The organism is Pedobacter sp. AC163 (genome assembly GCF_979258665.1).
On the sequence record NZ_OZ409872.1, the window covers coordinates 4,875,907 to 4,899,462 of the forward strand.

At 35.3% G+C, this 23,556-nt stretch carries 24 protein-coding genes; 12 read left to right on the forward strand and 12 right to left on the reverse strand.

The features are described 5' to 3' along the window. Nucleotides 1-190 precede the first annotated feature (190 nt). Nucleotides 191-745 (forward strand): pyridoxamine 5'-phosphate oxidase family protein, encoded by a 555-nt coding sequence (locus ACZZZK_RS21085; protein WP_056850306.1) that lies wholly within the window; start codon nucleotides 191-193, stop codon nucleotides 743-745. A gap of 88 nt (nucleotides 746-833) precedes the next feature. Here ACZZZK_RS21085 and ACZZZK_RS21090 read toward each other — a convergent pair whose 3' ends face one another. The 8 genes from ACZZZK_RS21090 to ACZZZK_RS21125 form a co-directional block, all read right to left on the reverse strand. Next, nucleotides 834-1,046, reverse strand: coding sequence for a hypothetical protein (locus ACZZZK_RS21090; protein ID WP_463485848.1), 213 nt, complete (start codon nucleotides 1,044-1,046; stop codon nucleotides 834-836). A gap of 165 nt (nucleotides 1,047-1,211) precedes the next feature. Further along, a complete protein-coding gene (locus ACZZZK_RS21095; protein WP_463485849.1) occupies nucleotides 1,212-1,676 on the reverse strand; it encodes a hypothetical protein in 465 nt (154 codons plus the stop codon). 88 nt (nucleotides 1,677-1,764) lie between these two features. Next, complete coding sequence (lysS, locus tag ACZZZK_RS21100; protein WP_463485850.1) at nucleotides 1,765-3,474, reverse strand: lysine--tRNA ligase; 1,710 nt, start codon at nucleotides 3,472-3,474, stop codon at nucleotides 1,765-1,767. Nucleotides 3,475-3,586: 112 nt separating this feature from the next. Beyond that, entirely contained in the window at nucleotides 3,587-4,045 is a 459-nt protein-coding gene (locus ACZZZK_RS21105) for a MaoC family dehydratase (protein WP_463486309.1), read from the reverse strand. Nucleotides 4,046-4,205: 160 nt separating this feature from the next. Continuing rightward, on the reverse strand, nucleotides 4,206-6,122 hold the full coding sequence (locus ACZZZK_RS21110; protein ID WP_463485851.1) for an AMP-dependent synthetase/ligase: 1,917 nt from the start codon (nucleotides 6,120-6,122) through the stop codon (nucleotides 4,206-4,208). 430 nt (nucleotides 6,123-6,552) lie between these two features. Then, on the reverse strand, nucleotides 6,553-6,879 hold the full coding sequence (locus ACZZZK_RS21115; protein WP_025142623.1) for a HesB/IscA family protein: 327 nt from the start codon (nucleotides 6,877-6,879) through the stop codon (nucleotides 6,553-6,555). A gap of 131 nt (nucleotides 6,880-7,010) precedes the next feature. Beyond that, complete coding sequence (gene iscU / locus ACZZZK_RS21120) at nucleotides 7,011-7,424, reverse strand: Fe-S cluster assembly scaffold IscU (protein ID WP_025142622.1); 414 nt, start codon at nucleotides 7,422-7,424, stop codon at nucleotides 7,011-7,013. A gap of 150 nt (nucleotides 7,425-7,574) precedes the next feature. Beyond that, nucleotides 7,575-8,786, reverse strand: a complete 1,212-nt coding sequence (locus ACZZZK_RS21125) for an IscS subfamily cysteine desulfurase (RefSeq protein WP_463485852.1) — start codon at nucleotides 8,784-8,786, stop codon at nucleotides 7,575-7,577. A gap of 119 nt (nucleotides 8,787-8,905) precedes the next feature. Here ACZZZK_RS21125 and mce point away from each other — a divergent pair, with 119 nt between their 5' ends. The 11 genes from mce (at nucleotide 8,906) to ACZZZK_RS21180 (ending at nucleotide 18,179) form a co-directional block, all read left to right on the forward strand. Continuing rightward, on the forward strand, nucleotides 8,906-9,313 hold the full coding sequence (gene mce / locus ACZZZK_RS21130; protein WP_463485853.1) for a methylmalonyl-CoA epimerase: 408 nt from the start codon (nucleotides 8,906-8,908) through the stop codon (nucleotides 9,311-9,313). Between the two features lie 244 nt (nucleotides 9,314-9,557). Beyond that, nucleotides 9,558-9,833: a hypothetical protein gene (locus ACZZZK_RS21135; RefSeq protein WP_463485854.1), complete on the forward strand. Its 276-nt coding sequence runs from the start codon at nucleotides 9,558-9,560 to the stop codon at nucleotides 9,831-9,833. A 53-nt stretch (nucleotides 9,834-9,886) separates the two neighbouring features. Further along, the gene (locus ACZZZK_RS21140; RefSeq protein ID WP_463485855.1) at nucleotides 9,887-11,641 is read left to right on the forward strand and encodes a tetratricopeptide repeat-containing sensor histidine kinase; all 1,755 of its coding nucleotides are present in this window, start codon (nucleotides 9,887-9,889) and stop codon (nucleotides 11,639-11,641) included. Between the two features lie 37 nt (nucleotides 11,642-11,678). Continuing rightward, nucleotides 11,679-12,344 carry a response regulator gene (locus tag ACZZZK_RS21145; RefSeq protein ID WP_463485856.1) on the forward strand — a complete coding sequence of 222 codons (666 nt, stop codon included), beginning with the start codon at nucleotides 11,679-11,681 and terminating at the stop codon, nucleotides 12,342-12,344. An 87-nt stretch (nucleotides 12,345-12,431) separates the two neighbouring features. Beyond that, nucleotides 12,432-13,064, forward strand: a complete 633-nt coding sequence (locus ACZZZK_RS21150; protein WP_463485857.1) for a hypothetical protein — start codon at nucleotides 12,432-12,434, stop codon at nucleotides 13,062-13,064. Between the two features lie 165 nt (nucleotides 13,065-13,229). Beyond that, entirely contained in the window at nucleotides 13,230-13,478 is a 249-nt protein-coding gene (locus tag ACZZZK_RS21155) for a type B 50S ribosomal protein L31 (protein ID WP_025142617.1), read from the forward strand. A gap of 72 nt (nucleotides 13,479-13,550) precedes the next feature. Next, entirely contained in the window at nucleotides 13,551-14,723 is a 1,173-nt protein-coding gene (locus tag ACZZZK_RS21160; RefSeq protein ID WP_463485858.1) for a putative sugar nucleotidyl transferase, read from the forward strand. Nucleotides 14,724-14,774: 51 nt separating this feature from the next. Further along, nucleotides 14,775-15,536, forward strand: coding sequence for a triose-phosphate isomerase (tpiA, locus tag ACZZZK_RS21165; RefSeq protein ID WP_463485859.1), 762 nt, complete (start codon nucleotides 14,775-14,777; stop codon nucleotides 15,534-15,536). Beyond that, on the forward strand, nucleotides 15,537-16,376 hold the full coding sequence (gene prmA, locus ACZZZK_RS21170; protein ID WP_463485860.1) for a 50S ribosomal protein L11 methyltransferase: 840 nt from the start codon (nucleotides 15,537-15,539) through the stop codon (nucleotides 16,374-16,376). It abuts the gene before it with no gap. Nucleotides 16,377-16,491: 115 nt separating this feature from the next. Further along, the gene (locus tag ACZZZK_RS21175; RefSeq protein WP_463485861.1) at nucleotides 16,492-17,844 is read left to right on the forward strand and encodes a UDP-N-acetylmuramate--L-alanine ligase; all 1,353 of its coding nucleotides are present in this window, start codon (nucleotides 16,492-16,494) and stop codon (nucleotides 17,842-17,844) included. A gap of 14 nt (nucleotides 17,845-17,858) precedes the next feature. Then, a complete protein-coding gene (locus ACZZZK_RS21180; protein WP_463485862.1) occupies nucleotides 17,859-18,179 on the forward strand; it encodes a helix-turn-helix domain-containing protein in 321 nt (106 codons plus the stop codon). A 127-nt stretch (nucleotides 18,180-18,306) separates the two neighbouring features. Here the strand turns inward: ACZZZK_RS21180 and ACZZZK_RS21185 are convergent, their stop codons facing one another. From ACZZZK_RS21185 to ACZZZK_RS21200, 4 genes are all read right to left on the reverse strand, one after another. After that, a complete protein-coding gene (locus tag ACZZZK_RS21185) occupies nucleotides 18,307-19,425 on the reverse strand; it encodes a GNAT family N-acetyltransferase (protein WP_463485863.1) in 1,119 nt (372 codons plus the stop codon). Nucleotides 19,426-19,498: 73 nt separating this feature from the next. Then, nucleotides 19,499-19,690, reverse strand: coding sequence for a hypothetical protein (locus tag ACZZZK_RS21190; protein ID WP_463485864.1), 192 nt, complete (start codon nucleotides 19,688-19,690; stop codon nucleotides 19,499-19,501). Between the two features lie 88 nt (nucleotides 19,691-19,778). Then, nucleotides 19,779-20,345 (reverse strand): SMC-Scp complex subunit ScpB, encoded by a 567-nt coding sequence (gene scpB, locus ACZZZK_RS21195; RefSeq protein WP_463485865.1) that lies wholly within the window; start codon nucleotides 20,343-20,345, stop codon nucleotides 19,779-19,781. A 251-nt stretch (nucleotides 20,346-20,596) separates the two neighbouring features. Further along, nucleotides 20,597-23,500, reverse strand: a complete 2,904-nt coding sequence (locus ACZZZK_RS21200; RefSeq protein ID WP_463485866.1) for a sensor histidine kinase — start codon at nucleotides 23,498-23,500, stop codon at nucleotides 20,597-20,599. Nucleotides 23,501-23,556 lie beyond the last annotated feature (56 nt).

Here is a 23,556-nt window from a genome sequence, read left to right on the forward strand (position 1 = left end):
TCAGGTTGATGTTTGCTAAACCTGATAGAACGGTTATACTTTTTGTTGCACAAGTTTTAAATAAACGATAGCCGCTAGCAAAAAGATATTAGTGATAGCAGGGCGAACGTAGATACTAGCAATAACATTGCTTTTCAAAATTTAAAACTAAACTCGCATTCTTATTGTAGTAAAGAGAAAATTCTATACTATGGCAACATCACAAGAAGGAAGTACTAACAATACTCAGGAAGAAGATAACATTAAAGATTTAGGTGGCAAAGAAGCGGTTGAAAAATTACGCAGCCTTGCTGAAAAGGCAGAAAGCTGCTTTTTTTGTACCAATATTAAAACCGGAGTTCCATTATCGGTAAGGCCAATGGCTATTCAGCAGGTTGATGATGAAGGAAATATTTGGTTTATGAGTATGAAAGACAGTCATAAAAATGACGAAATAGCTACCGATCCCTTTACACACTTACTATTCCAAGCTGGTGCACATTCTGGCTTTGTAAACATTTACGGCATTTCTGAAATTAGCAGAGATCAAGCCAAGATTGATGAGCTGTGGAGTCCATTTATTAAAACCTGGTTTCAGGGTGGGAAAGAAGATCCAAATATCACGTTGATAAAGGTAATCCCATCTGAAGGTTATTATTGGGATACTAAAAACGGAACAGCCGTTGCATTTTTAAAGATGGCAGCCTCTGTTATTACCGGCAAAACCATGGATGATTCGGTGGAAGGTACGTTGGATATTGATTAGTAGGGTTAAAAATTGAAGGTTAAAAGTTGAAAGTGTATGACGCCATTAATAACGCATAACCTGTAACTCGTAACAGGTAAATGATCAGCTATTTATCATCCAAACTGTCGTATCCTTCCAATTCTTCTCGTTGAGATCTCTTGCTTAGGATATCATCTTCTTCATTTTGAACTTTAGAGAAGAATAATGCTTCGGCTTGTATTCTTTTAATTAATTGGCGAACAAGGGTTAAATCAAATGCATCTTTACTCAGCTTAATGCAGTATTCTCTTTCGTTGATTTCTAAGCTTGAAGTATTCATAAGGCAATCTTTTTCTATTGATTGCTGTAAATATAGAGAAGGCTTGCTAAACAATTGTTAGCAAGCCTTTTAAGTTTTTGTTATGTTTATGTTAAGATCCTAAGCAGAAAATAGGGATGTCGCAATTTTATAATTAAAACAATTGGAATCTCTGAACGGTGGTTTTTAATCAAAATCTGATTTATTGTTTGTATAAAATGAATAGCTAATTTGAGTGAAAAAAGAAAAAATGATTGCAATAAACCAAAAATCCTTTCTGCCAGCTAATATAAAAAATAGTATTATACCTGTGAAAAGAAGTAATAATGCAATCCAGATTTGGACTGCTATTTTGTTTAAATTAAAAAACAATACTGTTAATATAGCTGCTATAAACAATATGGGAAGATAAAATAAGTCATTTGCACCTTCACTATACAGGATATAAATACTTGCTAAAAAAAAGATTTGCCCTAAAATACATAACCTGAACAGCCATGAGTTTCTTACCTCAGATTTTTTTCTATAGAAATGAGAAATATTATTTGCAATTTCTTTTTTCGAAAAACCCTTTTTTTCTAAATAAACTTTAGCCTCTTTAGAAGTATAATTATTTTCTTTCAAAGATTCTAATTCTTCAAAAATCTCCATATTATCTCGATAAAAATATTATCGGATGTATTTTATTGGGGGATGAAATAGACTAAGTTAAAAATGTAAACTTAGTCTATTAAAAATTTTATTTATGCGACAAAAATAAACCTTCGTCGGTTTTGCTTACTTTTAAAACACTTTTACCAGTTAGGCCTTTAAGGGTAGTATCCCACTTTTTATTGCTCCAATCTGTAAGTTTAGCCTTAACATCTGTTAATAAAACTTGTTCATCTTCTTTTACCAAGGCAAATAATTCAGTTTCTTCCGGAGATAATTCAATCTTCTTTTTCTCAGGGCGCATTTGCGGGAAGAATAATACTTCTTGAATGGTGCTTTGGTTGGTCATTAACATTACAATTCTGTCGATACCGAAACCTAAACCTGATGTTGGCGGCATACCATATTCCAAAGCACGAACAAAATCTTCATCCATTGCCATTGCCTCATCATCACCACGATCTGCAAGTGTCAATTGATCTTCAAAACGTTCTTTCTGATCGATAGGATCGTTTAATTCTGAATAAGCATTTCCGATTTCTTTACCATTGACAAAGATTTCAAAACGCTCTACTAAACCAGGAGCCGAACGATGTTTTTTAGCCAGCGGTGTCATTTCGATAGGATAATCGGTAATAAAAGTAGGTTGAATGAGATTCGCTTCTACTTTTTCACTGAAAATCTCGTCTACCAATTTACCACGGCCCATGGTAGAATCGGTTTGAATTCCCAAAGTTGCACAGGTTTGAAGCAACGCTTCTTCATCCATTGCAGAAACGTCAATTCCTGTATATTTCTGAATTGACTCGTACATGGTTAATTTCTCATACGGTCCTTCGAAATTGATATCGTTATCGCCCACTTTAACCACCGCTGAGCCGTTGGTTGCAATCGCTACTTTCTCCAAACATTCTTCAACCATAGCCATCATCCAGATATAATCTTTATAGGCTACATATATTTCCATTGAAGTAAATTCGGGGTTATGGGTACGGTCCATTCCTTCATTACGGAACATTTTACCGAATTCATAAACGCCATCGAAACCAGCAACAATTAATCTTTTTAGGTACAACTCATTTGCAATACGCAAATAAAGCGGCATATCTAGAGTATTATGATGCGTAGCAAAAGGACGAGCGGCTGCACCTCCGTGAATTGGTTGAAGAATAGGCGTTTCTACTTCCATCCAACCTTGCTCATCAAAATAGTTGCGCATCGAGTTAATTACCTTACTCCGTTTGATGAAAATTTGTTTGTAATCTGGATTAACGGTTAAATCCACGTAGCGCATTCTATAACGCAATTCCGGATTTGTAAATCCATCGTAAACATTGCCCTCATCATCTCGTTTAACGATAGGAAGGGGGCGAAGCGATTTCGCTAATACTTTAAATTCGGTAACGTGGATAGAAATTTCACCAGTTTGAGTAGTGAAAACATAGCCATTAATTCCAATGAAATCGCCAATATCCAAAAGTTTTTTGAATACCGTATTGTATAATGTTTTGTCTTCGCCTGGGCAAAGTTCGTCTCTTTTTAAATAAACCTGAATACGGGCAGTAGAATCTTGAATTTCGGCAAAAGAAGCAGCGCCCATGATGTTACGCCCCATAATACGACCAGCCAAGCTAACCGTCTTATAAGCAGTTTTATCCTTTTCGTAGTTCTTCAATATATCAGCAGCACTTACATTTACATCATAAGATTCTGCAGGATAAGGCTCGATGCCTAACGCTCGTAATTGTTTTAGCGACTCACGTCGTAATATTTCTTGTTCTGATAATCCTATACTCATTTCAGGTATTTTTTGCAAAAGTAAGAATTTTGCAAGATGTTTAATAATAGTATTTGTCTCTCCTCAAGCAGAAAAGAATTATACTTTTTTATTGATCCTGTCGAAGTTGCTTTTAATTGAAATGGTAAAGAAATATTACGTTGCCGGTATACGCTGTTTTCGTTTGGCCTTTAATGTCAAGATTGGCTTCGATTACCACTTTTGTAATGCCTCTCAAATCAGATATTGCAATTAGTTTCGCCCTTAATTGAACTTCATCATTTACTAAAACAGGTTTGTTAAACTTAAATTTTTCAATTCCATAGTTCACTTCCATTTTAACATTTTGAATATCAGCGATTTGTTTCCATAAATAAGGAATAAGAGATAAGGTTAAATAGCCATGCGCAATAGTAGAACCGAATGGTCCTTCATCTTTAGCTTTCCGCTCGTCGCAATGAATCCACTGAAAATCCAAAGTTGCCTCAGCAAATTTTGTGATTTGTTGCTGATCTATTTTGTGCCACTGAGAGCTACCAATTTCTTTTCCTAAAAAAGATTCGTACTCTTTAAAACTATTTATTATAACCATATTCACTTCCGTCGCGTTTAAAAGAGTGATGCGGATTACATTACTCTGACAGTTGAAAGGTAGGTAATTTTTATATGATAAAAGAAATTAGATCAATCTAACGCTTTCAATCGATCACAATTAGGGTAATTGAGGAAAGTAAGTTGTAACAAGTAATTCTTTATAATTCTGCCTCAATCCCTTCTTCATACATTGCGTCGATCGCATCACTATATTTCTTTTCTACAATTCTTCGTTTAACTTTCATTGTAGGAGTAATTTCTCCCTCATCAATACTGAATGGATTGCGTTTAATTTTGAAATTCTTGATGCGTTCGAATTTGGCAAGTTCGTTCGAGATTTTCTTGATGTCTTGCTCCATCCAATCAATTATTTCCTGTTCGCGTATAAATGGATCGGCATCTTCGAAATAAGATGATTTTAGTTTAAATGTTTCTTCTAATGTTTCTCTATTTGGAATGATGATAGCGGTAATAAATTCTCGTTTATCTCCTATTAAAAATAACTGATCGATCTTCGGACTTTTCAGATAGATATTTTCTACAGGGGTTGGGTAAACGTTTTTGCCATACGCATTAACGATCATATTTTTGAGGCGATCTGTAATTTGTAAGTTGCCTTTATAAAAGCGACCGATATCACCCGTGTGGAACCACATTTCCCGATCAATTGCTTCAGCCGTTTCTGCGGGCTTATTGAAATATCCTTTCATCACGCAGTGGCCGCGAACAATTACTTCACCCTCAGCACACTCAAACTCTTCATTAAATGTATCATGGGTTTGGATGTTAATAATTTCTTTGCTTTCTACATCCTGAATGCCTACTTCAATACCTGGAATTACACGACCCACAGTGCCGTAAACCTGGCGATGGTATTCGGTAACAGACATTACCGGCGAAGTTTCGGTTAAGCCAAATCCTTCCAAAATTTTAATGCCTAAATCGCCAAAAAATTCACCTACATTTTTCGGTAGGGCAGCACCTCCTGAAATCATAAACTTCAATCTGCCACCCGTTTTCTCTTTGATTTTACTGAAAACTAATTTCTCGGCAATGGCCTTTTTGGTTGATAGAATGAATCCAGGATTTTCACCTGCCTCTTTTTTTACACGATACTTTTTACCGGTTTCTAGCGCCCAGGTAAAAATTTTAGCTTTAGTACCTCCGCCAGCTGTGCCAGATTTAATTGCTTTATCATGTATGCGCTCTAACAATCTAGGTACGCAACTCATTACTGTCGGCCTAACTTCGCCCATATTTTTCGCCAGGAGTTCTAAGCTTTGAGCAAAAGCAATTTTACAGCCTTGAGTGCAGCAGACGTGATAGGTGGCTGTGCGCTCAAACACATGCGACAGAGGTAAAAATGAAAGGAAAGTTTCAGTTTGATCGATTACCGGAATTTGTTGCAGACATACCTCCACATTTTTAACAAAATTATGGTGCGTAAGCATTACCCCTTTTGGCGTTCCTGTAGTACCAGAGGTATAAATCAAAGACGAAACATCTTCTGGTAGCACTAAACTTCTGCATTGATTTATTTCTGCTTTTTCTGCTGCTGTAATTTGATGCTTTAAGGCTAAGATATCAGAAAAAGATATAATTTCTACATCAACATCTAATGGCACTTTTACTTTCTCAAAATCTTTAAAAGCAGGGATAATATATTTTAGGTCTTTACAGTTTGAAGCAACTTTAAGTACTTTTCTATAGAGAAAATTATTTCCAACTAATATTCCTTTAATGCCAGAATCATTAATGATGTAGGCCACTTCTTGTTCTGATAGCGTTGGGTAAATAGAAACATTAATTACGCCAATTTGCTGAATGCCTTGATCATAATAGACATATTCGGGCGAGTTTTCAATCATTAATCCTAACCGATCGCCTTTCTTTATTCCTTTTTCTAAAAAGAAAGCGGAAACAGCGTCAGCTCTTTTTAAAGTATCTTCAAATGATATCTCCACCCATTCAGCACCTTGTTTATGTATTAAAAAAGTTTCTTCGGGTTTGTGAATGTTTTTTACAACATTTCTTAAAAGGGTAGGGATGGTTGAAAATTCGTTAATTAATGGCATCGCTCGTTATTTGGTAGTCAATATAATTAACAATAATAATGCTTTTTGGTTTAAAAAAGCAAATTGATGTACGCTCGCTGATATTGATTTGAATATGTTGTTCCGCAGATCAAAAAAATCTCTGAATTAAAAATTAGTTATTTCCTTAAAATCTAAGCTCAGAAATCATTTTTAATCTGCGAGATCTGCGTTACAGCGGGAGAAAATGTAAGTGACTTGCAAGCTTGATTTAAATGATGTTGATAAAGATTTATATCCCGCAGATTAAAAAGATTTACGCGGATTATAGTACTATCATCATTGCTTTAAAGAAACGAAGCAATCTCATTCTAGTCTTAAAAACAAGATTGCTTCATTAGCAATATTAAGTGCTTTAAACGCAAAAAGGTCTCAAAAAATCGAGACCTTTAAATATTATTTGTGATAAATTTTAAACGGAGAAACTCTCGCCACAACCACAACTGCGACTGGCATTTGGATTGATAAAGTTGAAACCTTTTCCATTCAATCCATCTGTAAAATCTAACTCCGTACCCGCCAGGTAAAGGAAAGATTTCATATCTAATGCGATTTTAATTCCTCTGTCTTCAAAAAACTGATCGCCTTTTTGTTCTTCGTTATCAAAATCCAGGTTATACGATAAGCCAGAACAACCGCCACCTTTTACGGAAACACGTAAGAAATAGTCAGAACCCATCTCTGAATCCTGCATTAAATGCGTGATTTTTTCTTTTGCTTTATCTGTTATAGTAATCATTTCTTTTAGCAGTTAGTATTTAGTATAAAGTAGCTAGATCAAATTCATGATCAACCTACTTTTAAATAACATTGTAGAAAGACAAATAGCGTACCAATCTAAGTACTCAATACTTTCTACTATATACTCTTCTAGTGATGTGATTTTTCCAGTACAATTGCCTCTAAACCATTTTTAACGCGGTAATCGTTAATGGCAGATTTAATTGCATCTTCTGCCAACACCGAGCAGTGAATTTTTACTGGAGGTAAAGCCAATTCTTCAACAATATCCATGTTATCGATAGACAAAGCCTCATCAATTGTCTTGCCTTTTAACCATTCTGTAGCTAAAGACGAAGATGCGATAGCCGAACCACAACCAAATGTTTTAAATTTAGCATCGGTGATTACGTTATCTTCTCCAACCTCAATTTGTAAACGCATAACGTCACCACACTCAGGTGCGCCAACCAAACCAGTTCCTACAAATTTGCTGTCTTTATTTAATGTACCTACGTTACGTGGGTTATTGTAATGGTCAATTACTTTTTCTGAATATGCCATGATTTATATTTCTTTTAATCCCTTGCGGGATGGTTTTAATTTTTGTTATACGTTTCGAGTTGCATGTTACAGGTCAGGTGTTATAAACAAGTTACTTATGCTCCCAGACTTAAAACTTAAAACTCTTAACACATTAATTTGCTTCGCAAATTAATGTTCTGCCCACTCAATTTTACTCAAGTCAATTCCTTCTTTAAACATTTCCCAAAGTGGAGAAAGTTCTCTTAAGTGATTCACTGCTTTTTGAGTAACCGCAATCGCCTGGTCAATTTCTTCTTCTGTAGTAAATCTTCCTAAGCCATAACGGATAGAAGAGTGTGCTAAATCATCAGATAAACCTAAGCTCTTTAATACATAAGATGGCTCTAAAGATGCCGAAGTACAAGCTGAACCCGAAGATACCGCTAAATCGCTCATAGCCATCATTAAACCTTCACCTTCCACATATTTAAAAGAAATGTTTGCTACATGTGGTAAACGGTGTTGTGTATTACCATTAACATAACTTTCTTCCATTTGGTTTAAAGTCGATTCTAATTTATCACGTAAACCAGATAAACGAGTTGCTTCGCTTTCCATCTCTAAACGACAAAGTTCGCATGCTTTACCCAAACCAACAATACCCGGAACGTTCAATGTACCTGAACGCATGCCACGCTCGTGGCCACCGCCATCCATTTGTGAAGTAACCTTAACTCTTGGGTTTTTTCGGCGAACGTAAAGTGCACCAACGCCTTTCGGTCCGTACATTTTATGTGCTGAAAACGCCATTAAGTCGATTCCGTCTGCATTAACATCAACTGGAATTTTACCAACTGCCTGCGTAGCATCAGTCATAAATAAAGCACCATGTTTGTGTGCAATTGCCGAAATTTCTTTAACAGGTTGGATTACGCCAATTTCGTTGTTACCGTACATAATCGATACTAAGATCGTTTCAGGAGTCATTGCAGCTTCTAATTCAGCCAAGTCAATTAAACCATCATCTTTAACGCCTAAGTATGTTACTCTTGCACCGTTTTTCTCCAGGTGTTTGCAAGTATCTAAAACGGCTTTGTGCTCTGTAACCGCAGTAATAATGTGGTTACCTTTATCTTTATACATTTCGAACACACCTTTTATCGCCAAGTTATCAGCTTCGGTTGCGCCCGATGTAAAAATTACTTCTTTTTCAGTACAGCCGATTAATTTGGCTACCTGCTCACGAGCATAATCTACTCCCTCTTCAGCCACCCATCCAAAAGCGTGATTACGGCTTGCGGCATTTCCAAATTTCTCAGTAAAGTAAGGTAGCATCGCTTCCAACACTCTAGGGTCTAAAGGTGTTGTTGCGTTATTATCTAAATATATCGGCTGTTTCATCTCTATTCTGTTAATTATGATCACAAAGATACAAAAAAACTTTTCGAACAATTATAATTAATAGCTATGACCTTATAGATAAAACACGCATTTTTACATTCACCCAACCTTTTTAAACGATGAACAAGATAGAACATATCGGTATTGCCGTAAACAACCTCAATAAATCAGTTCCACTTTACGAACTCTTATTAAATACCTCCTGTTATAAAACGGAAATTGTTGCATCAGAACACGTTAACACTGCATTTCTAAAAGCAGGTGAAAATAAAGTTGAACTTTTAGAAGCAACTTCCGACGATAGCGCAATAGCGAAATTTTTGCAGAAAAAAGGAGAGGGGATTCACCATATTGCCTTTGCGGTTGATGACATTATCGAAGAAATGGAGCGACTAAAAGCCAATGGTTTTACACTGCTTAACGACGTCCCAAAAAAGGGCGCCGATAATAAAATGGTATGTTTCGTACATCCAAAAGATACTAATGGAGTTTTAATAGAACTTTGCCAGGAAATTAAATGGGTTTAGAAAGATAGCTGATGTTAATTGAAAATAGGAAATGGATAAGGTTGAAGAATGCCTACGAAGTTGTTTTATTTGAAAATGAATGGTTCTGATTTTATCGCTTACGGCAGCCCTGCTAACCACTATAGTCCCGATGAAGAATCGGGAGCTACCGCTTTTATCAGGTTTAATTAACGTCATGCAGTAATTCTAACCCAACAAATAACCAAACTAAGCCTAAAATCTTTCAATCCCAAAAATCTGTTCCATGTCGCTAATTAAAATTATCAATAAAGATTTTGATCTTCCTGATGAACTTTCCGAAAGCCAACTTCGGGAAACATTGGTGAATGCATTTGCTTACTTAGTAGATAATGACTTTCCTAAACTCGTTCAAATTTTATATAAAGCAGATGTTGATCAGTACAAGTTGAAAGAATTGTTAGAAAATGTCGAGGGAAAAAGTTCAGCAGAGGTAATTGCAGATGCCTATATCGCCAGGCAAATGGCAAAAATTGAAACCTGGAAAAAATATAGTAAGTAGTTGCCGACAAATTTATTATCGTCTAATTATTTGTATTTTAATACCTTTAAGTAATGAGTTGCCGTTTCCTGATCATCTTACTGTTTCCTGTTTTCGTTTTTGCTCAAAGAAATTCGAATTCCGAACTTGAGAAGAACGATCAGGATTTCGTTTTAAAAGCATTTAACAATGCTGATAATTACATGAATTCGGATCATTATGATTCGGCACAGTTATGGTTAAATAAAATTTATTTAAAAGTTAGCTATCGCAAACCATCTCTTTTTTCTTATTTCTTAACTTCCCGGCAAGCAGAAGTATACTATTACAATAATCTGCATGAACTAGGCTTGCAAGAAGCTTTTAAGAGCGAAAACATCGCATCGATATTAAAAGACAGCATCCTTATGGCCGATGCTTGCAACTTTATCGGCTTGTTTTATATGAATAACAATAAGCTAAACAATGCAGTTAAATATTTTAAACGGGCACTAAATTTTGCTCATCAACCTCCATATCCATCAAAGTATATCGATCTATCGAAACCTCACCATGTTTATGGCAATTTGGCCGAGGCATTTGAAAAGCTTAAAAAGCTGGATAGTGCAGTTTATTACAGTCGAGAATCACTCAAAGAGGCAAAAGAAATAAGTGCTAAACGAGGTATCGCCACAGCCTATCTAAATTTAGGTAGTGCTTTCATTCAAAAGAATTCCAATGATAGTGCAAGTAAATACTTTGATTTAACACGTATTGCAGCAATGAATGGGCAAGATTTCGATGTCGAGTTGAATAGTTACAGTGGTTTAGCGAGTTGTGCAGCGAGAACGAATGAAAAAATAATAGCCTTCAATCATTTGAAAACAGGATTCTCTTTGCTCAAAAGATATCCTCAATTAAATGATTTTTATGCGCTTATGTTTTTAGAGACTGCAATTAAAGTTTACAAACAATATAATAGTCAGGCAGATTTAATTAATACCCTCGAACTTAAAAATCAAATACAAACGGCTACTTACGCCCGAAATAACACACAAATACAAACTCTTTTATTAACAGGGTTAAAAAATGAAAAACTCATTTTCAATTTAGAACTAGCTAAAGTCGAAAATAAGCAGAGTTTGGCCAATACCAGAGTTTATGTATTGTTGTTAACCTTACTTTCTATCATTATTGCCTTTATTGCTTATCGGTACTATGCAATGCAGCGTTTGCGCCTGGCAAATTTGAGAAGCAAAATCAGTCAAGATTTACACGATGAAGTGGGTGCTACCTTAAGTGGAATAGCCATGTACAGCTACATTACAAAAGAACAGATTAAAAACGAGGAGCATGTCGCCGTTAACAATTCTCTCGATATTATTAAAGACAATGCAGGCGAAATGGTCTCAAAACTTAACGATATTGTTTGGGCTGTTAATCCACATGATGATAACCTTCGTTCGCTTTTAGAAAGACTAAAAGATTTCGCCGCTCAATTGGTGGCGGTAAAAGAAATTGAGCTAAATTTTAATATTCCAGAATCGCTTGGCGTTTTAAAGTTATCAATGGAACAAAGAAAGAATATCTATTTAATATGTAAAGAAGGTATCAACAATGCCGTGAAATATAGCGTCTGTAAGCATATTATAGTGGAAGTTTATCATCAAAATAAAATGATTAATATTCAATTAAAAGATGATGGGAATGGTTTTTTACCTGATGAAGCTCGGAAAGGAAATGGACTAACAAATATGAGAAATAGAGCAAAAGAAATCAATGCTGTTCTAAATATCTATAGTCATATTGGGTTGGGTACAGAGATTAATTTAAGTTGCAAAATCACCTAATGGGGGATACGTTTATAATATATAACTGCTCATATTTATGCCTGAACCTGAAGTTGTGGAAATCAAGATAGCGATATTCGAAGACAATAAACTCATTCGTGAGGCATTACAGACTATTATAAACGGGACGCCAGGCTTTATTTGCACGGGCACATTCCCTAACGCAAACCAAATTGAAGCGGATATACGCTTTAGTCGGCCAGATGTGGTACTAATGGATATTGAAATGCCTGGAAAGACAGGCATTGAAGCCACTAAAATAATCACAGCACAATTTCCAGAAGTAAAAGTGCTAATTCAAACTGTTTTTAATGATAATGATAAGATATTCAATGCACTTTGCGCTGGGGCTTCAGGCTACATTTTAAAAACTGATTCACCTTCAAAGCAGCTTCAGGCTATTGAGGAGGTCTATAATGGTGGCGCTTCCATGTCTTCAGCAATTGCCCAAAAGGTGATGCAATTTTTTGTGCGTAAGAACGTCATTCTGGTGCAGCCACAAGAAACCGACTTTGATTTAAGTGCCCGTGAAAAGGAAATTCTCTTATTGATGACGGAAGGAAATCACTACCGTAGCATCGCTGATAAAGCTTTTATCAGTTATGAAACAGTTCGAACCCATGTTAAACATATCTATAAAAAATTGCATGTAGCTTCAAGATCCGAAGCGATTTTAAAGGCTAAACAACAGGGATTGTTTTAGTAAAATCACTCATTGGGGTATTTCCAGGCGATAATTTATGCTTCAATTTTGATTAACAAATCAGAATTAAACATAAATTAAGAAAACATGAAAACAATTACGAAAAGCCTAAAGTGGTTATTAATTATTTTTCTTATCACAGCCGTTGTGGCCTGTAAAAAGAAAGAGCGTGATGATGCAGTTGAAACTATCAACAAGGAAGAAATGAAGCGTAAAATTGCAGACATTATTCCAGTGCAGTACCAGGATACCCTCACCAAACTGGGTATTTCACTTAATCAGGAAACGACACCACCGATGCTTGAAGGAGCTTATGCGTTTAAGCCTCTTCGGCTATTGAAAAGTAACCGTACACAAGATGTCGCCAATATGTCGTTTGTTGATGGCTCAGTTAAATTTTTCGCACAAGACAGCGAGAATAACATCAAGCTAATTGGCAAATCTTTATTAAATAGTGCAGATACAAGTTTGGTTACGGCAATAAGTGGCAATGGAAACAATTTTACAGTTTACGGAAAGGTTAAATCTGTTCGTGGTAGCGATTCTGCTATATTTGGAATAATTATCTCTGGTGAGAAAGATGGAACACAACTCAGAAATATTCGCTATGGCTTAATTAATATTGATAACTCAAAAGGGGGAACAACATTTATTAAACAAGGTGAGGCGAGGGTAGTTTTTGATACAGATCAAGTTTCGCCATCGATTTCGGTGTTTTAAAATATTTCTTGAAGTCTCTTGTAAATCAAAAATAAAATTAGGATATTTGCATCCTCTAAAATAGAGGTTAGAAAAGACTAATAGAAATTATCATAAGCGTTGTTGCCAGCAAATTGCAAGAATGTTCTTGATGCTTTCACACAAATAACTTAAAATAATATTCAAATGAAAAAAGATTTGCACCCTACAAGCTACAGACCAGTTGTTTTCAAAGATATGTCTAACGAATATGCTTTCTTAACAAAATCTTGTGTAGATACTAAAGAAACTATTAAATGGGAAGATGGTAATGAGTATCCTCTTTATAAATTAGAGATCTCTCATACTTCACACCCTTTTTATACTGGTAAAATGAAATTGGTTGATACTGCAGGACGTATCGATAAATTCAAAAACCGTTACGCTAAGAAATAATTTTAGCTGTAAAAAGCATTTTTTAAAGTCCCTTTGCCAAAAGCATCGGGACTTTTTTTATTTTTGTTGCTTATGACAATCAATTTATTTGATGATGCTTGCTGGGCGTCTCTCCGTCCGCTTACGTTTACCAGGCCCGTTGCTGATTTGCGAATTGGTATTTTAACAATTGCAGAAAAATGGGCGAAATACTTAAATGCCGACTTCGGTTTCCAAACTCAAGAATATCTTTCTATAAAATATGCAGTCAAGAAAAACGCTAGTCTTTTTATAAACGGCTCAATTTGTCCTGATCAAAATTTGCTCGATGCAATTTCAGGACTTAAAGAAGGAGAATTGCTCGTAGCCAAAGGTGTTATTATTGCTTTCAACTGCAATGAAGAACTGACTTATAAGCAAGCTGAACAGCAATTAAAGCCCATAAATTATGAGTTTGAGTTCGTTAAAATAACTTATCCGGAGAATATTTTCGCAAATAATCCAGCTGAAATTAGAAAAGATTTCGAATTATTAACCAAAGGACGTACTTCTGCAAAAATCAGCAATACGAATCAATTGTTGGGCGATGATATCTTTTTTGAAGAAGGTGCGAAAGCCGAATGCAGCGTTTTAAATACTGGCTACGGACCAATTTATGTTGGGAAAAATGCTGAGATTTGGGAAGGCAGTTTAATACGGGGATCTTTTGCGCTTTGCGAAAATTCATCAATTAAAATGGGGGCGAAGATTTATTCAGGTACTACCATTGGGCCAAATAGCCGTGCAGGTGGCGAAATTAATAATTCGGTAATTTGGGGCAATTCTGCGAAAGGACATGATGGATATTTGGGCAACTCGGTACTTGGTGAATGGGTTAACATTGGTGCCGATACCAATAACTCGAATTTGAAGAACAATTATGCCGAAGTAAAGCTTTACGATTACGAAACTAAAAAAATGCGTAATACCAATTTACAGTTCTGTGGCTTAATTATGGCCGATCATGCTAAATCGGGCATTAACACGATGTTTAATACAGGCAGTATTGTAGGCGTAAGCGCAAATATTTTTGGTGGTGGCTTGCCTCCAAATCATATTCCAGATTTTAGCTGGGGCGGTGCAGATGGCTTTTTGGATTACAAACTGAATAAAATGTTCGAAACAACGGAGAAAGTATTCGCAAGAAAAAATATTATTTTCGACGATACAGAAAAAGATATCCTAACAAAGGTTTTTGAATTAACAGCTCCTCACAGATACTTTTAATATTTAACCATGATTTCAATAGAAATCATGAAATTAACAAAATAAAACACAATGAGAAAACAAATAGTAGCCGGTAACTGGAAAATGAATTTAGATTATAATGAAGGTATTTCGTTATTCAGTGAGATTGTAAATATGATTAAGGATGAACGTAAGGGTAATCAATTAGCTGTTATTTGTGCTCCTTTTATTCATTTAAATAGTTTGGCCAAGTTGGGTGGAAATGATGTTAAAATAGGAGCTCAAAACATTCACGATAAAGAAAGCGGCGCTTACACAGGCGAAATTTCTGCAAAGATGATCAAATCTGTTGGCGTGGAGTATGTAATTTTAGGTCACTCAGAGCGCAGACAATATCAGGCTGAAAGTGATGAGCTCTTGGCTGCAAAAACCAAAACTGCTTTGGCTCATGGATTAACACCAATTTTCTGCATCGGCGAAACATTAGACGAACGTGAAAACGGAAGCTATTATGAAGTATTGAAGAAGCAATTAGTTGAAGGTGTTTTCAGTTTAAGCAATACTAATTTTTCCAAAATCGTAATTGCTTACGAACCAGTTTGGGCGATTGGTACAGGTTTAACCGCTTCGCCAGAACAAGCACAAGATATTCACGCATTCATCCGTTCTGAAATAGAGGTTAACTATGGTTTCAATATTGCAGATGATACTACAATTCTTTACGGCGGTAGTTGTAATCCAGGCAATGCGGCAAGTTTATTCGCTCAAAAAGATATTGATGGTGGTTTAATTGGTGGCGCATCATTAAAATCTCGTGATTTCACAGATATTATTAAAGCATTAAATAGCTAAATGCAATACGTAAAAGCAATATTTAAATTCGAAAATATCGAAGACTTTCAGCAGGATCTACTCATCAGTGATCTTGCTGATTTAGGTTTCGATACATTTGAGGATAGTGAGAATGGGTTCACTGCTTTTGTAATGAAAGATAATTTCAGTGAGCAGGCATTGAAAGATTTGCTTGCTCATTATACCGATGATTTTGCAACAAATTATACTTTGGAAGATGTTGCCGATGAAAACTGGAATGCCGAGTGGGAAAAGAATTTCAATCCGTTGATTATTGATGATGTATGTTACGTGAGAGCAACTTTTCATGAGCCGCAACCATCTTATCCTTATGAGATTGTGATCGATCCGAAAATGTCTTTCGGAACAGGTCACCATCAAACTACATCAATGATGATGCAGTATATTCTAGCCGCAGATTTAAAAGATAAAACTGTTTTAGATATGGGTTGTGGAACCGCAATCCTCGCAATTCTTGCCGCTAAACTTGGTGCAAAGAATTTGGTAGCGATAGATTATGATAACGTATGTTACGAAAGTGCCATCGAAAATGCGGCGTTAAATAACATCTCCAATCTAAAAGCGCTTTGTGGAAGTAAAGAAGCTATTCCAAACGAAGAATATGATGTGATTTTTGCCAACATCAACAGGAATATTTTGCTTGATCAAATTCATCGTTATGCAGAGGTGCTAAAGTCAGGTGGAAAAATCTTTTTCAGTGGTTTTTATTTAGATCCCGATTTAGGAATGATCACTGCCGAGTGTGCTAAATATGGTATTCAATACCTCGATCACAAACAAAATGGTGATTGGGTTGCTGCCCAGTTTGAGAAAAAATAAATGGAGCAAAGAGCAAGGATAAAAGAGCAAAGAATAAAATAACAAAGCTAAAATGGTTAACATTAGGCTACTAAACCTTTAATCATTGCTCTTTTATCTTTAATCGAAAAAAAATATGCGTATACATTTTATTGCAATTGGCGGAAGTGCAATGCACAACCTGGCCATTACACTTCATAAAAAAGGTTATCAAATTTCAGGTTCTGATGATGTGATTTTTGAACCAGCAAAATCTCGTTTGGAAAAATATGGTTTATTGCCGGCACAAATGGGATGGGATGAAAATCGTATTTCTACTGATCTTGAAGCCGTTATTTTGGGTATGCATGCTCGTATTGACAATCCTGAGCTAATTAAAGCGCAAGAACTGGGTATTAAAATTTATTCTTATCCAGAATACGTTTATGAGCAAAGTAAAAACAAATTGCGTGTAGTAATTGGCGGCAGTCATGGTAAAACTACCATCACAAGTATGATTTTACATGTGCTCAATCATTACAATCGTGATTTTGATTATTTGGTTGGGGCACAACTCGCTGGTTTCGAAACCATGGTAAAAATTACAGATGCGGCACCAGTTATGATTATCGAAGGCGATGAGTATTTATCGTCACCGATTGATAGAAGGCCAAAATTTCATCTTTACAAAGCAAATGTAGCAGTGATCAGTGGCATCGCCTGGGATCATATCAATGTTTTTCCTACTTATGCAGATTATACTTTGCAGTTCGATAAGTTTATCGATACCATAGAGGAAAATGGGACACTGATATATTGTGAAGCAGACCAAGATTTAAATGAAATTGCTTTAAAATCAAAAGCAAAGATTCACAAGGTAGGTTATGCAATTCCTGAACACGACATTAAAAATGGTATAACCTACTTATTGCCAGAGAGAACTGCTTTAAAAATATTTGGCGACCATAACCTAATGAATTTAAATGCAGCTAAATTAGTTTGTGAGCAGTTAGATATAAGTCAAAAAGATTTTGATACTGCAATTGCCTCATTTACCGGCGCTGCAAAGCGTTTAGAAGTAATCTCAGCTGATGACTCTACCAACGTTTATAAGGATTTTGCCCATTCTCCATCTAAACTGAAAGCTACGATTGAGGCTGTTAAAGCACAGTTTACAGATCGAAAGCTGATCGCTTGTATCGAATTGCACACTTTTAGCAGCTTGAATAAGGATTTTTTAAAGGAATACGCTGGCGCAATGGACAAAGCTGATGAAGCAATCGTATTTATCGATCTTAAAAGTTTTGAGCAAAAAAGAATGGAGCCATTTTCAGAAGAAGATGTTCAACAGGCTTTTGCTAACCCGAAGCTAAAATTCTTTAACGATGCAGCTCAATTGAAAGCCTATTTGTTAAGCTTGAACTATAAGAATGCAAATCTTTTAATGATGAGTTCTGGAAACTATGCAGGCTTTGATTTGCCTGAATTAGCTGCGGCTTTACCAAAATAATAATTAATCTTTAAATGAAGGTTCTAGGAGATCGTATTAGGCAGAGTAGGGTAGCACTAGGTTTAAATCAAGCTGAAGCTGCGAAGATGCTTAATATTTCTACACCCGCATTTTGTAAAATAGAAACCGGACAAACAGATTTGAATATCTCACGTTTATTGCAAATTTCTAAAGTATTTGAGGTATCAATAATTAAATTAATAACCGGAGAAAAGGAGTCATCAAATTCATCGGAAGATTTAATTGAACTTAAAGAACAACTTCTGGAAAAAGATGAAGAGATCAATAAACTTAGAAAGAAGGTTATTGATCTTTATGATAAATTGGGAATTTAATCACGTCATTGCGAGGCACGAAGCAATCCTACAACGATCGCTATATAATTCAACCCTAAGCATTAAGGTTGCTTCGTGCCTCGCATTGACGATTGCTTTATTACTTGCGCAGTATTCTCTTATCTTCCTAAAACACTTTCCTCATCGTTAAATGCTTCTTACCAAATGTAGCGCCAGTAGCTTTATGTATGGCAATCATTTGCTCGTTAAAATCGCCAACCCAACTCAATTCCAGTTCTTTGTATTGATTTTTTGGCAACACATATTCACCTAGCCTGATAAAGAGAACCGATTCTAAGCCATGTTTCTGGAATTTTGGTTTTGTACCCATTACAATTGCTCTCATACGTGTAACACCCACCCATCGGCGATAAGCAAATTTAAGCTTCTCTAATAAACCAAGCTTTCCATTAAAACCTTTAATCATCTGGTTAGCATCAGGAATTAAAACCACAAATGAAGCAGGCTCACCATTAAAATAAGCAAATTGAATCAAATGCTCATCCATAATGGGTTCCATACTTTTAAAGCTTTCTTCGAGAGTTTCCTTTTTTATCGGAACGAAGTTTTCGAAATCCTGCCAGCCATCATTGTAAATTTCCATCAAATCCGCAATGTATTTTTCAGCGTTTGCTTTGCTAAAATATTCGAAAGTGTAGCCAGGCTTGTTCCTTACCCAATTGGCTATCTTGGTAAATCGCTCTGGAAAAGGAATGGTTAAATTGATATGGTTGGTTAACTGTTCATATTCGGTTACGAATCCGTAAGCATCAAAAAAATTCTGGTAGTATGGAAAATTGTAATTCATTCCAAATGATGGAGGAGTGAAACCTTCCACTAACAAACCCCAAAATGAATCATTTTCGCCAAAGTTGATGGGGCCATCCATTGCTTTCATTCCATTTTCGATAAGCCATTCCTTTGCGGTATCAAAGAGTAAAAAAGCAGCATTTTCATCTTCAATGCATTCAAAAAAGCCCATTCCGCCGGTTGGTTGATCGTAATTAAATGCTTTTTTTTCGTTAATAAAAGCAGCAACCCGACCAATTAAATTTCCCGCATCATCTTTTAAAACCCAACGGTTACATTTTCCATGACTGAAAAAATTATTCTTCTCTGGGTTAAAAACATTTTCAACTTCACTATCTAAAGGACAAATGAAGTTTTTATCGTTTTTATACAGGATTTTTGGAACCGTTAAGAAGTCTTTTTTTAGTGATGAATTGCTTACTGATATAATTTGCATGGGCAGATTTTAAAATTAAAAAGCACCCAGCCTAATGGCAGGATGCTTTTTCAAATATATAGTTTTTTAATGATTAGTAATCGTCATCATCATCGTCGAAGTTGTCGAAATTATCAAGGTCATCCAATGGCAAATCAAAATCGTCTTCATCTTCATCTCGAGGGTTTTTTCTCGTGGTTTGAATATCGTCATCTTCAAGATCATCGTCTTCATCTACCTGTTTTTTGGTAGTCGGCTTAGTAGGGAGTTTCTTTGGCGCTTTCATATCACAAAAATAAAAATTGCTTTTCTACTTTAAAAATACAAAAAAACTTTTTCTAATAACAACCTGAAAACAAATAAATTAATTTCTGCTATTCTGCATTTTCACCTACCGTATTTTCCTCCTTCGTAATATCTTTTAGCTGTGGAAGCTGGTTTAAATTGTTTAAACCAAAATAATCCATAAAAATATTGCTAGTGCTGTAAAGAATAGGTCTGCCTGGAGTTTCGGCTTTACCATCAATACTTATAAGTTCTTTTTCCAGCAATCGCTGAACAGAATAATCAGAATTTACACCTCTAATTTGTTCAATTTCTAATTTAGTAATCGGCTGGCGGTATGCGATAATGGCTAAGGTTTCCATAGCAGCCTGACTCAGCTTTTTCTTTGAGCGATGCAATTGAAGTTGATTTACCGTTTCATGGTAATCCTTTTTTGTTAGAAACTGATATCCGTTATTCAGGTTTACCAATTCGATTGCGAAATCATCATGTTTATACTTTTCTTGAATAAGATCTAAGCTTTCAAAAATTTGTGTTTCAATAAACTCTGCTTCGAAAACCGCATTTAAAGCTAAGATGATTTCTTGAACGCTAATGCTTTGAACAGAAGAGAATATGAGCGCTTCTATGTGCCTGGTAATATTGGTTTGGAACATATACAAAAATATAATTTTTGGACATAAAAAAAGCGGTCTCGCTTTTTAAAAACAAGACCGCTTTCAACACACAAATGAAACCTGAATTAAGATATAGTTTTAGGTTAGGTTATTAAATATCTATATCAATTCTATAAGAACGTTTTGATAAACACTATCGTTTATTTCTAACACAAGTTTAAGGCTAAACGAGATTCGGTGTAAGTTCTATTTAGTGAGTGGTATTAATAATTGAGTAAACGGTAAAAAATCTATTTTAACGGTATAGATATAGATACGATTGTACCATTTGTGCCCTTTTGTTTAACACTGAGGTGTATAGGTTTTGCTGCAATCTGTCCTAACAAATGCAATCTTTCTTTGGTAAGCTGCATGCCTTTGCTAATGTGCGTTTCCTTTTTCTCCTTCAAAGAATTGTCAATACCAACACCATCATCAATTATTTCGATGTTTAAATACTCTGGAACATCAATTTTAATATTGATTTGTATTTCGCCACCCGTTTCTTTCGGCATAATGCCATGCCAAATTGCATTTTCTACGTAAGGCTGTAATAACATCGATGGGATTAAAGTTTCTTCCTTATCTATTTGATCATCAATTGAAAAGGAGTATTGTAACTTATCTCCGAATCTATTTTTCTCGAGCTTTAAATACAAATTCAAATATTCAAGTTCTTCTTCCAGAGAGATATAGCTTTTGGTACAAATTTCCAGGTTTTTTCTTATTAACCGAGCAAACCCAGTTAATACCCGATTAGCTGATGCTGTGTTCTGCGTATTAATATAATGCTGTATAGAATTCATCACATTGAATACAAAATGTGGATTCATCATTGCCTGTAAAGCCTGCTGCTCTAACATTAACACCTTGTTTTTTAGCAAAAGCTGCTCTTGTTCCTTATCCTTTTGTTTTCTGGTGATGTACACCGCAACTTTGTAAAAAATGTAGGCCACCAAAAGGATTAAGATGGATAAAAACCATAAGCTTTGCCAAAAATGTTTGGTAATGGTAAATGAAATTTTTGCGGATGGTCCCCAATTTCCGTTTTGGCTTTTGGCCGAAACTTCGAAATTATATTCTCCGGATTGAAGCGATGAAAAATCTAAACGGCGGGTTCTGGTTTCTACCCAGGCAGAATTTTCACTTAGCCGATAACGATAAGTAATGTCACTGGTGGTAAAATCTACTGCGCTAAAAGTGAATAGGATGGTATTATTTCCTGTTTCGAAGGTGAAGTTTTTTTGATTTACGGGCAATCTATCCTTGTCTTTGATGATAGAGGTTACATAAACCTTCGGTAAATTTCTGCTGATGTTTTTATTGTTGTACTTAAAAAGAATCAGCCCTTTATTGGTAGCGAAATAGGCCGTGCTGTCATCAATAAATAAACTGTTGATATCATCACTTAATAAATCTTTTCCATAATCGAAATTGGCAACGCTAAGTTTTTGCGGATAATTGGCAATTTTATTAACGCCCTTGTTGGTGAGCACCCATATCTCGTTATTTTTAACGAATATTTTAGTACAGATATTATTGGTTAAGCCATCTTTTTGAGTGATCTGTTTTACAATTTGGTCATTTTTGTAAAAAAGCAATCCATATCCGTCTGTAGCCAAAATCAATGTCCCATCAGCTAATTGTTGAATATCATTTATTCTTTTAGTGAGTAAGGTGTGTTTTTCAAAATGCTTAATGAGTTTTCCGTTTACAAACTGAGATAAACCATTAATATTTGAAAACCACAAATTACCTGTCCGATCGTAAAACACATGGTAAGAGCGATCTTTAAAGAAATCTTCCTTCTCTCGATATTTCAGGGAATTGAATTCAAAGTTGTTTATTCTGTCAGATAAAAAAACAACCCCAGAAGAAAGTGCCAGGGCTAAACGATTGCTCTTTTCATCAACGCTAAAATGTTTAATTACAAACATGGAATTATTAGCTTCCTTTAAATAGTTTACTTCATTTGTGGTGCTGTAGATATTTTTGAAAACACCCATTCCATAATCTGAAGAAAAATATATCGATTGATTTTTTGGGTCGAAGTTTAGTTGCTTTATGGTTTTGTATTTCTTAAAATCATCTAATCCAATTTCATTTACCTGATAGTTATCGATAGTCAAAACATCAATAACAGCATCATCCGTCCCTAGCCAAAGTCTGTTTTTACCATCTTTGGTAATGCTTTTAATGACATTACTGCTCAAACCCGATTCTGCATCAATAATCGATAAACGATTGCTTGCATTGGGTAACATATAAATTCCAACATTGGTGGCAAACCACATATTCTTGTTGCTATCTTTTATTACCTGGTTTACAGGAATATCCTGAAGATACTGAACTGTTTTTCCATTTTTATCTAACGCAAACGAACCATTCGCATTGGCAATCCAAACTTCTTTAGCTGCGCTATCATAGTAGAAATAACCAGACATGTTTTTTATCAGGTTTTGGGGAATGGAAATTAAGCTATTGATATTCCCTTTGCTCAATTCTCTTAGCCCACTTTTATCCAGATAAATTAACGACTTTGATTTAGTGTTGGTCGCTGTCATGTAAGAAAGCGGCTGAACATTAGATTTCAAGATCGAAAAAGTAGTGCCATTAAATTTCTGAACACTTAAATCGCTATACGAATAGATGTCGCCATTTTCGTCTTCGTGAATAAACGCGTTGATGAATTTATCTTTCGGATTTGGCGAAACATATTTTCTAATTCGTTTTCCATCCCAACAAACAATTAAATTTGAGTTTGTACCTAACCAAATTCTTCCTTGCTTATCCATCAAAAAAGAAACAATAACAGTGTTTAGGCTAAGTCGCTTTAATAATTGACTGTTATCCTGGTTATAAAATTTGCCGTCTTGCAGATAACTTAATTGCCCATTTAATGCAAAAAACCAAATTCTTCCAAATTGATCTTCTTTCATTTGAAGGATTTGCGTGTCGGGCAAACCATCTTCAATGGTAAAATTTTGAAAGTTTGTACCATCGAAACGGCTGATTCCATTATCGGTTGCTATCCAGATAAAGCCCTTTTGATCTTGCAAAATATAATAACAATTGTTGCTAGCTAAACCATTTTTAGAGGTATAATGTGGCAGATAGGTCATTTGTGCCACAGCATTTGATTCTTTGATCAACAAGAAAATCAGAAGTAAAAAGGTAATTGAAAAACCTTTCCTAAAGATAAGAAATAAAG

What these genes read in the sequence shown, in the direction of transcription:
- ACZZZK_RS21085 (WP_056850306.1), top strand. Translation starts at nt 191, where the DNA reads ATGGCAACATCACAAGAAGGAAGTACTAACAATACTCAGGAAGAAGAT.
- ACZZZK_RS21090 (WP_463485848.1), bottom strand. Translation starts at nt 1,046, where the DNA reads ATGAATACTTCAAGCTTAGAAATCAACGAAAGAGAATACTGCATTAAG.
- ACZZZK_RS21095 (WP_463485849.1), bottom strand. Translation starts at nt 1,676, where the DNA reads ATGGAGATTTTTGAAGAATTAGAATCTTTGAAAGAAAATAATTATACT.
- lysS (WP_463485850.1), bottom strand. Translation starts at nt 3,474, where the DNA reads ATGAGTATAGGATTATCAGAACAAGAAATATTACGACGTGAGTCGCTA.
- ACZZZK_RS21105 (WP_463486309.1), bottom strand. Translation starts at nt 4,045, where the DNA reads ATGGTTATAATAAATAGTTTTAAAGAGTACGAATCTTTTTTAGGAAAA.
- ACZZZK_RS21110 (WP_463485851.1), bottom strand. Translation starts at nt 6,122, where the DNA reads ATGCCATTAATTAACGAATTTTCAACCATCCCTACCCTTTTAAGAAAT.
- ACZZZK_RS21115 (WP_025142623.1), bottom strand. Translation starts at nt 6,879, where the DNA reads ATGATTACTATAACAGATAAAGCAAAAGAAAAAATCACGCATTTAATG.
- iscU (WP_025142622.1), bottom strand. Translation starts at nt 7,424, where the DNA reads ATGGCATATTCAGAAAAAGTAATTGACCATTACAATAACCCACGTAAC.
- ACZZZK_RS21125 (WP_463485852.1), bottom strand. Translation starts at nt 8,786, where the DNA reads ATGAAACAGCCGATATATTTAGATAATAACGCAACAACACCTTTAGAC.
- mce (WP_463485853.1), top strand. Translation starts at nt 8,906, where the DNA reads ATGAACAAGATAGAACATATCGGTATTGCCGTAAACAACCTCAATAAA.
- ACZZZK_RS21135 (WP_463485854.1), top strand. Translation starts at nt 9,558, where the DNA reads ATGTCGCTAATTAAAATTATCAATAAAGATTTTGATCTTCCTGATGAA.
- ACZZZK_RS21140 (WP_463485855.1), top strand. Translation starts at nt 9,887, where the DNA reads ATGAGTTGCCGTTTCCTGATCATCTTACTGTTTCCTGTTTTCGTTTTT.
- ACZZZK_RS21145 (WP_463485856.1), top strand. Translation starts at nt 11,679, where the DNA reads ATGCCTGAACCTGAAGTTGTGGAAATCAAGATAGCGATATTCGAAGAC.
- ACZZZK_RS21150 (WP_463485857.1), top strand. Translation starts at nt 12,432, where the DNA reads ATGAAAACAATTACGAAAAGCCTAAAGTGGTTATTAATTATTTTTCTT.
- ACZZZK_RS21155 (WP_025142617.1), top strand. Translation starts at nt 13,230, where the DNA reads ATGAAAAAAGATTTGCACCCTACAAGCTACAGACCAGTTGTTTTCAAA.
- ACZZZK_RS21160 (WP_463485858.1), top strand. Translation starts at nt 13,551, where the DNA reads ATGACAATCAATTTATTTGATGATGCTTGCTGGGCGTCTCTCCGTCCG.
- tpiA (WP_463485859.1), top strand. Translation starts at nt 14,775, where the DNA reads ATGAGAAAACAAATAGTAGCCGGTAACTGGAAAATGAATTTAGATTAT.
- prmA (WP_463485860.1), top strand. Translation starts at nt 15,537, where the DNA reads ATGCAATACGTAAAAGCAATATTTAAATTCGAAAATATCGAAGACTTT.
- ACZZZK_RS21175 (WP_463485861.1), top strand. Translation starts at nt 16,492, where the DNA reads ATGCGTATACATTTTATTGCAATTGGCGGAAGTGCAATGCACAACCTG.
- ACZZZK_RS21180 (WP_463485862.1), top strand. Translation starts at nt 17,859, where the DNA reads ATGAAGGTTCTAGGAGATCGTATTAGGCAGAGTAGGGTAGCACTAGGT.
- ACZZZK_RS21185 (WP_463485863.1), bottom strand. Translation starts at nt 19,425, where the DNA reads ATGCAAATTATATCAGTAAGCAATTCATCACTAAAAAAAGACTTCTTA.
- ACZZZK_RS21190 (WP_463485864.1), bottom strand. Translation starts at nt 19,690, where the DNA reads ATGAAAGCGCCAAAGAAACTCCCTACTAAGCCGACTACCAAAAAACAG.
- scpB (WP_463485865.1), bottom strand. Translation starts at nt 20,345, where the DNA reads ATGTTCCAAACCAATATTACCAGGCACATAGAAGCGCTCATATTCTCT.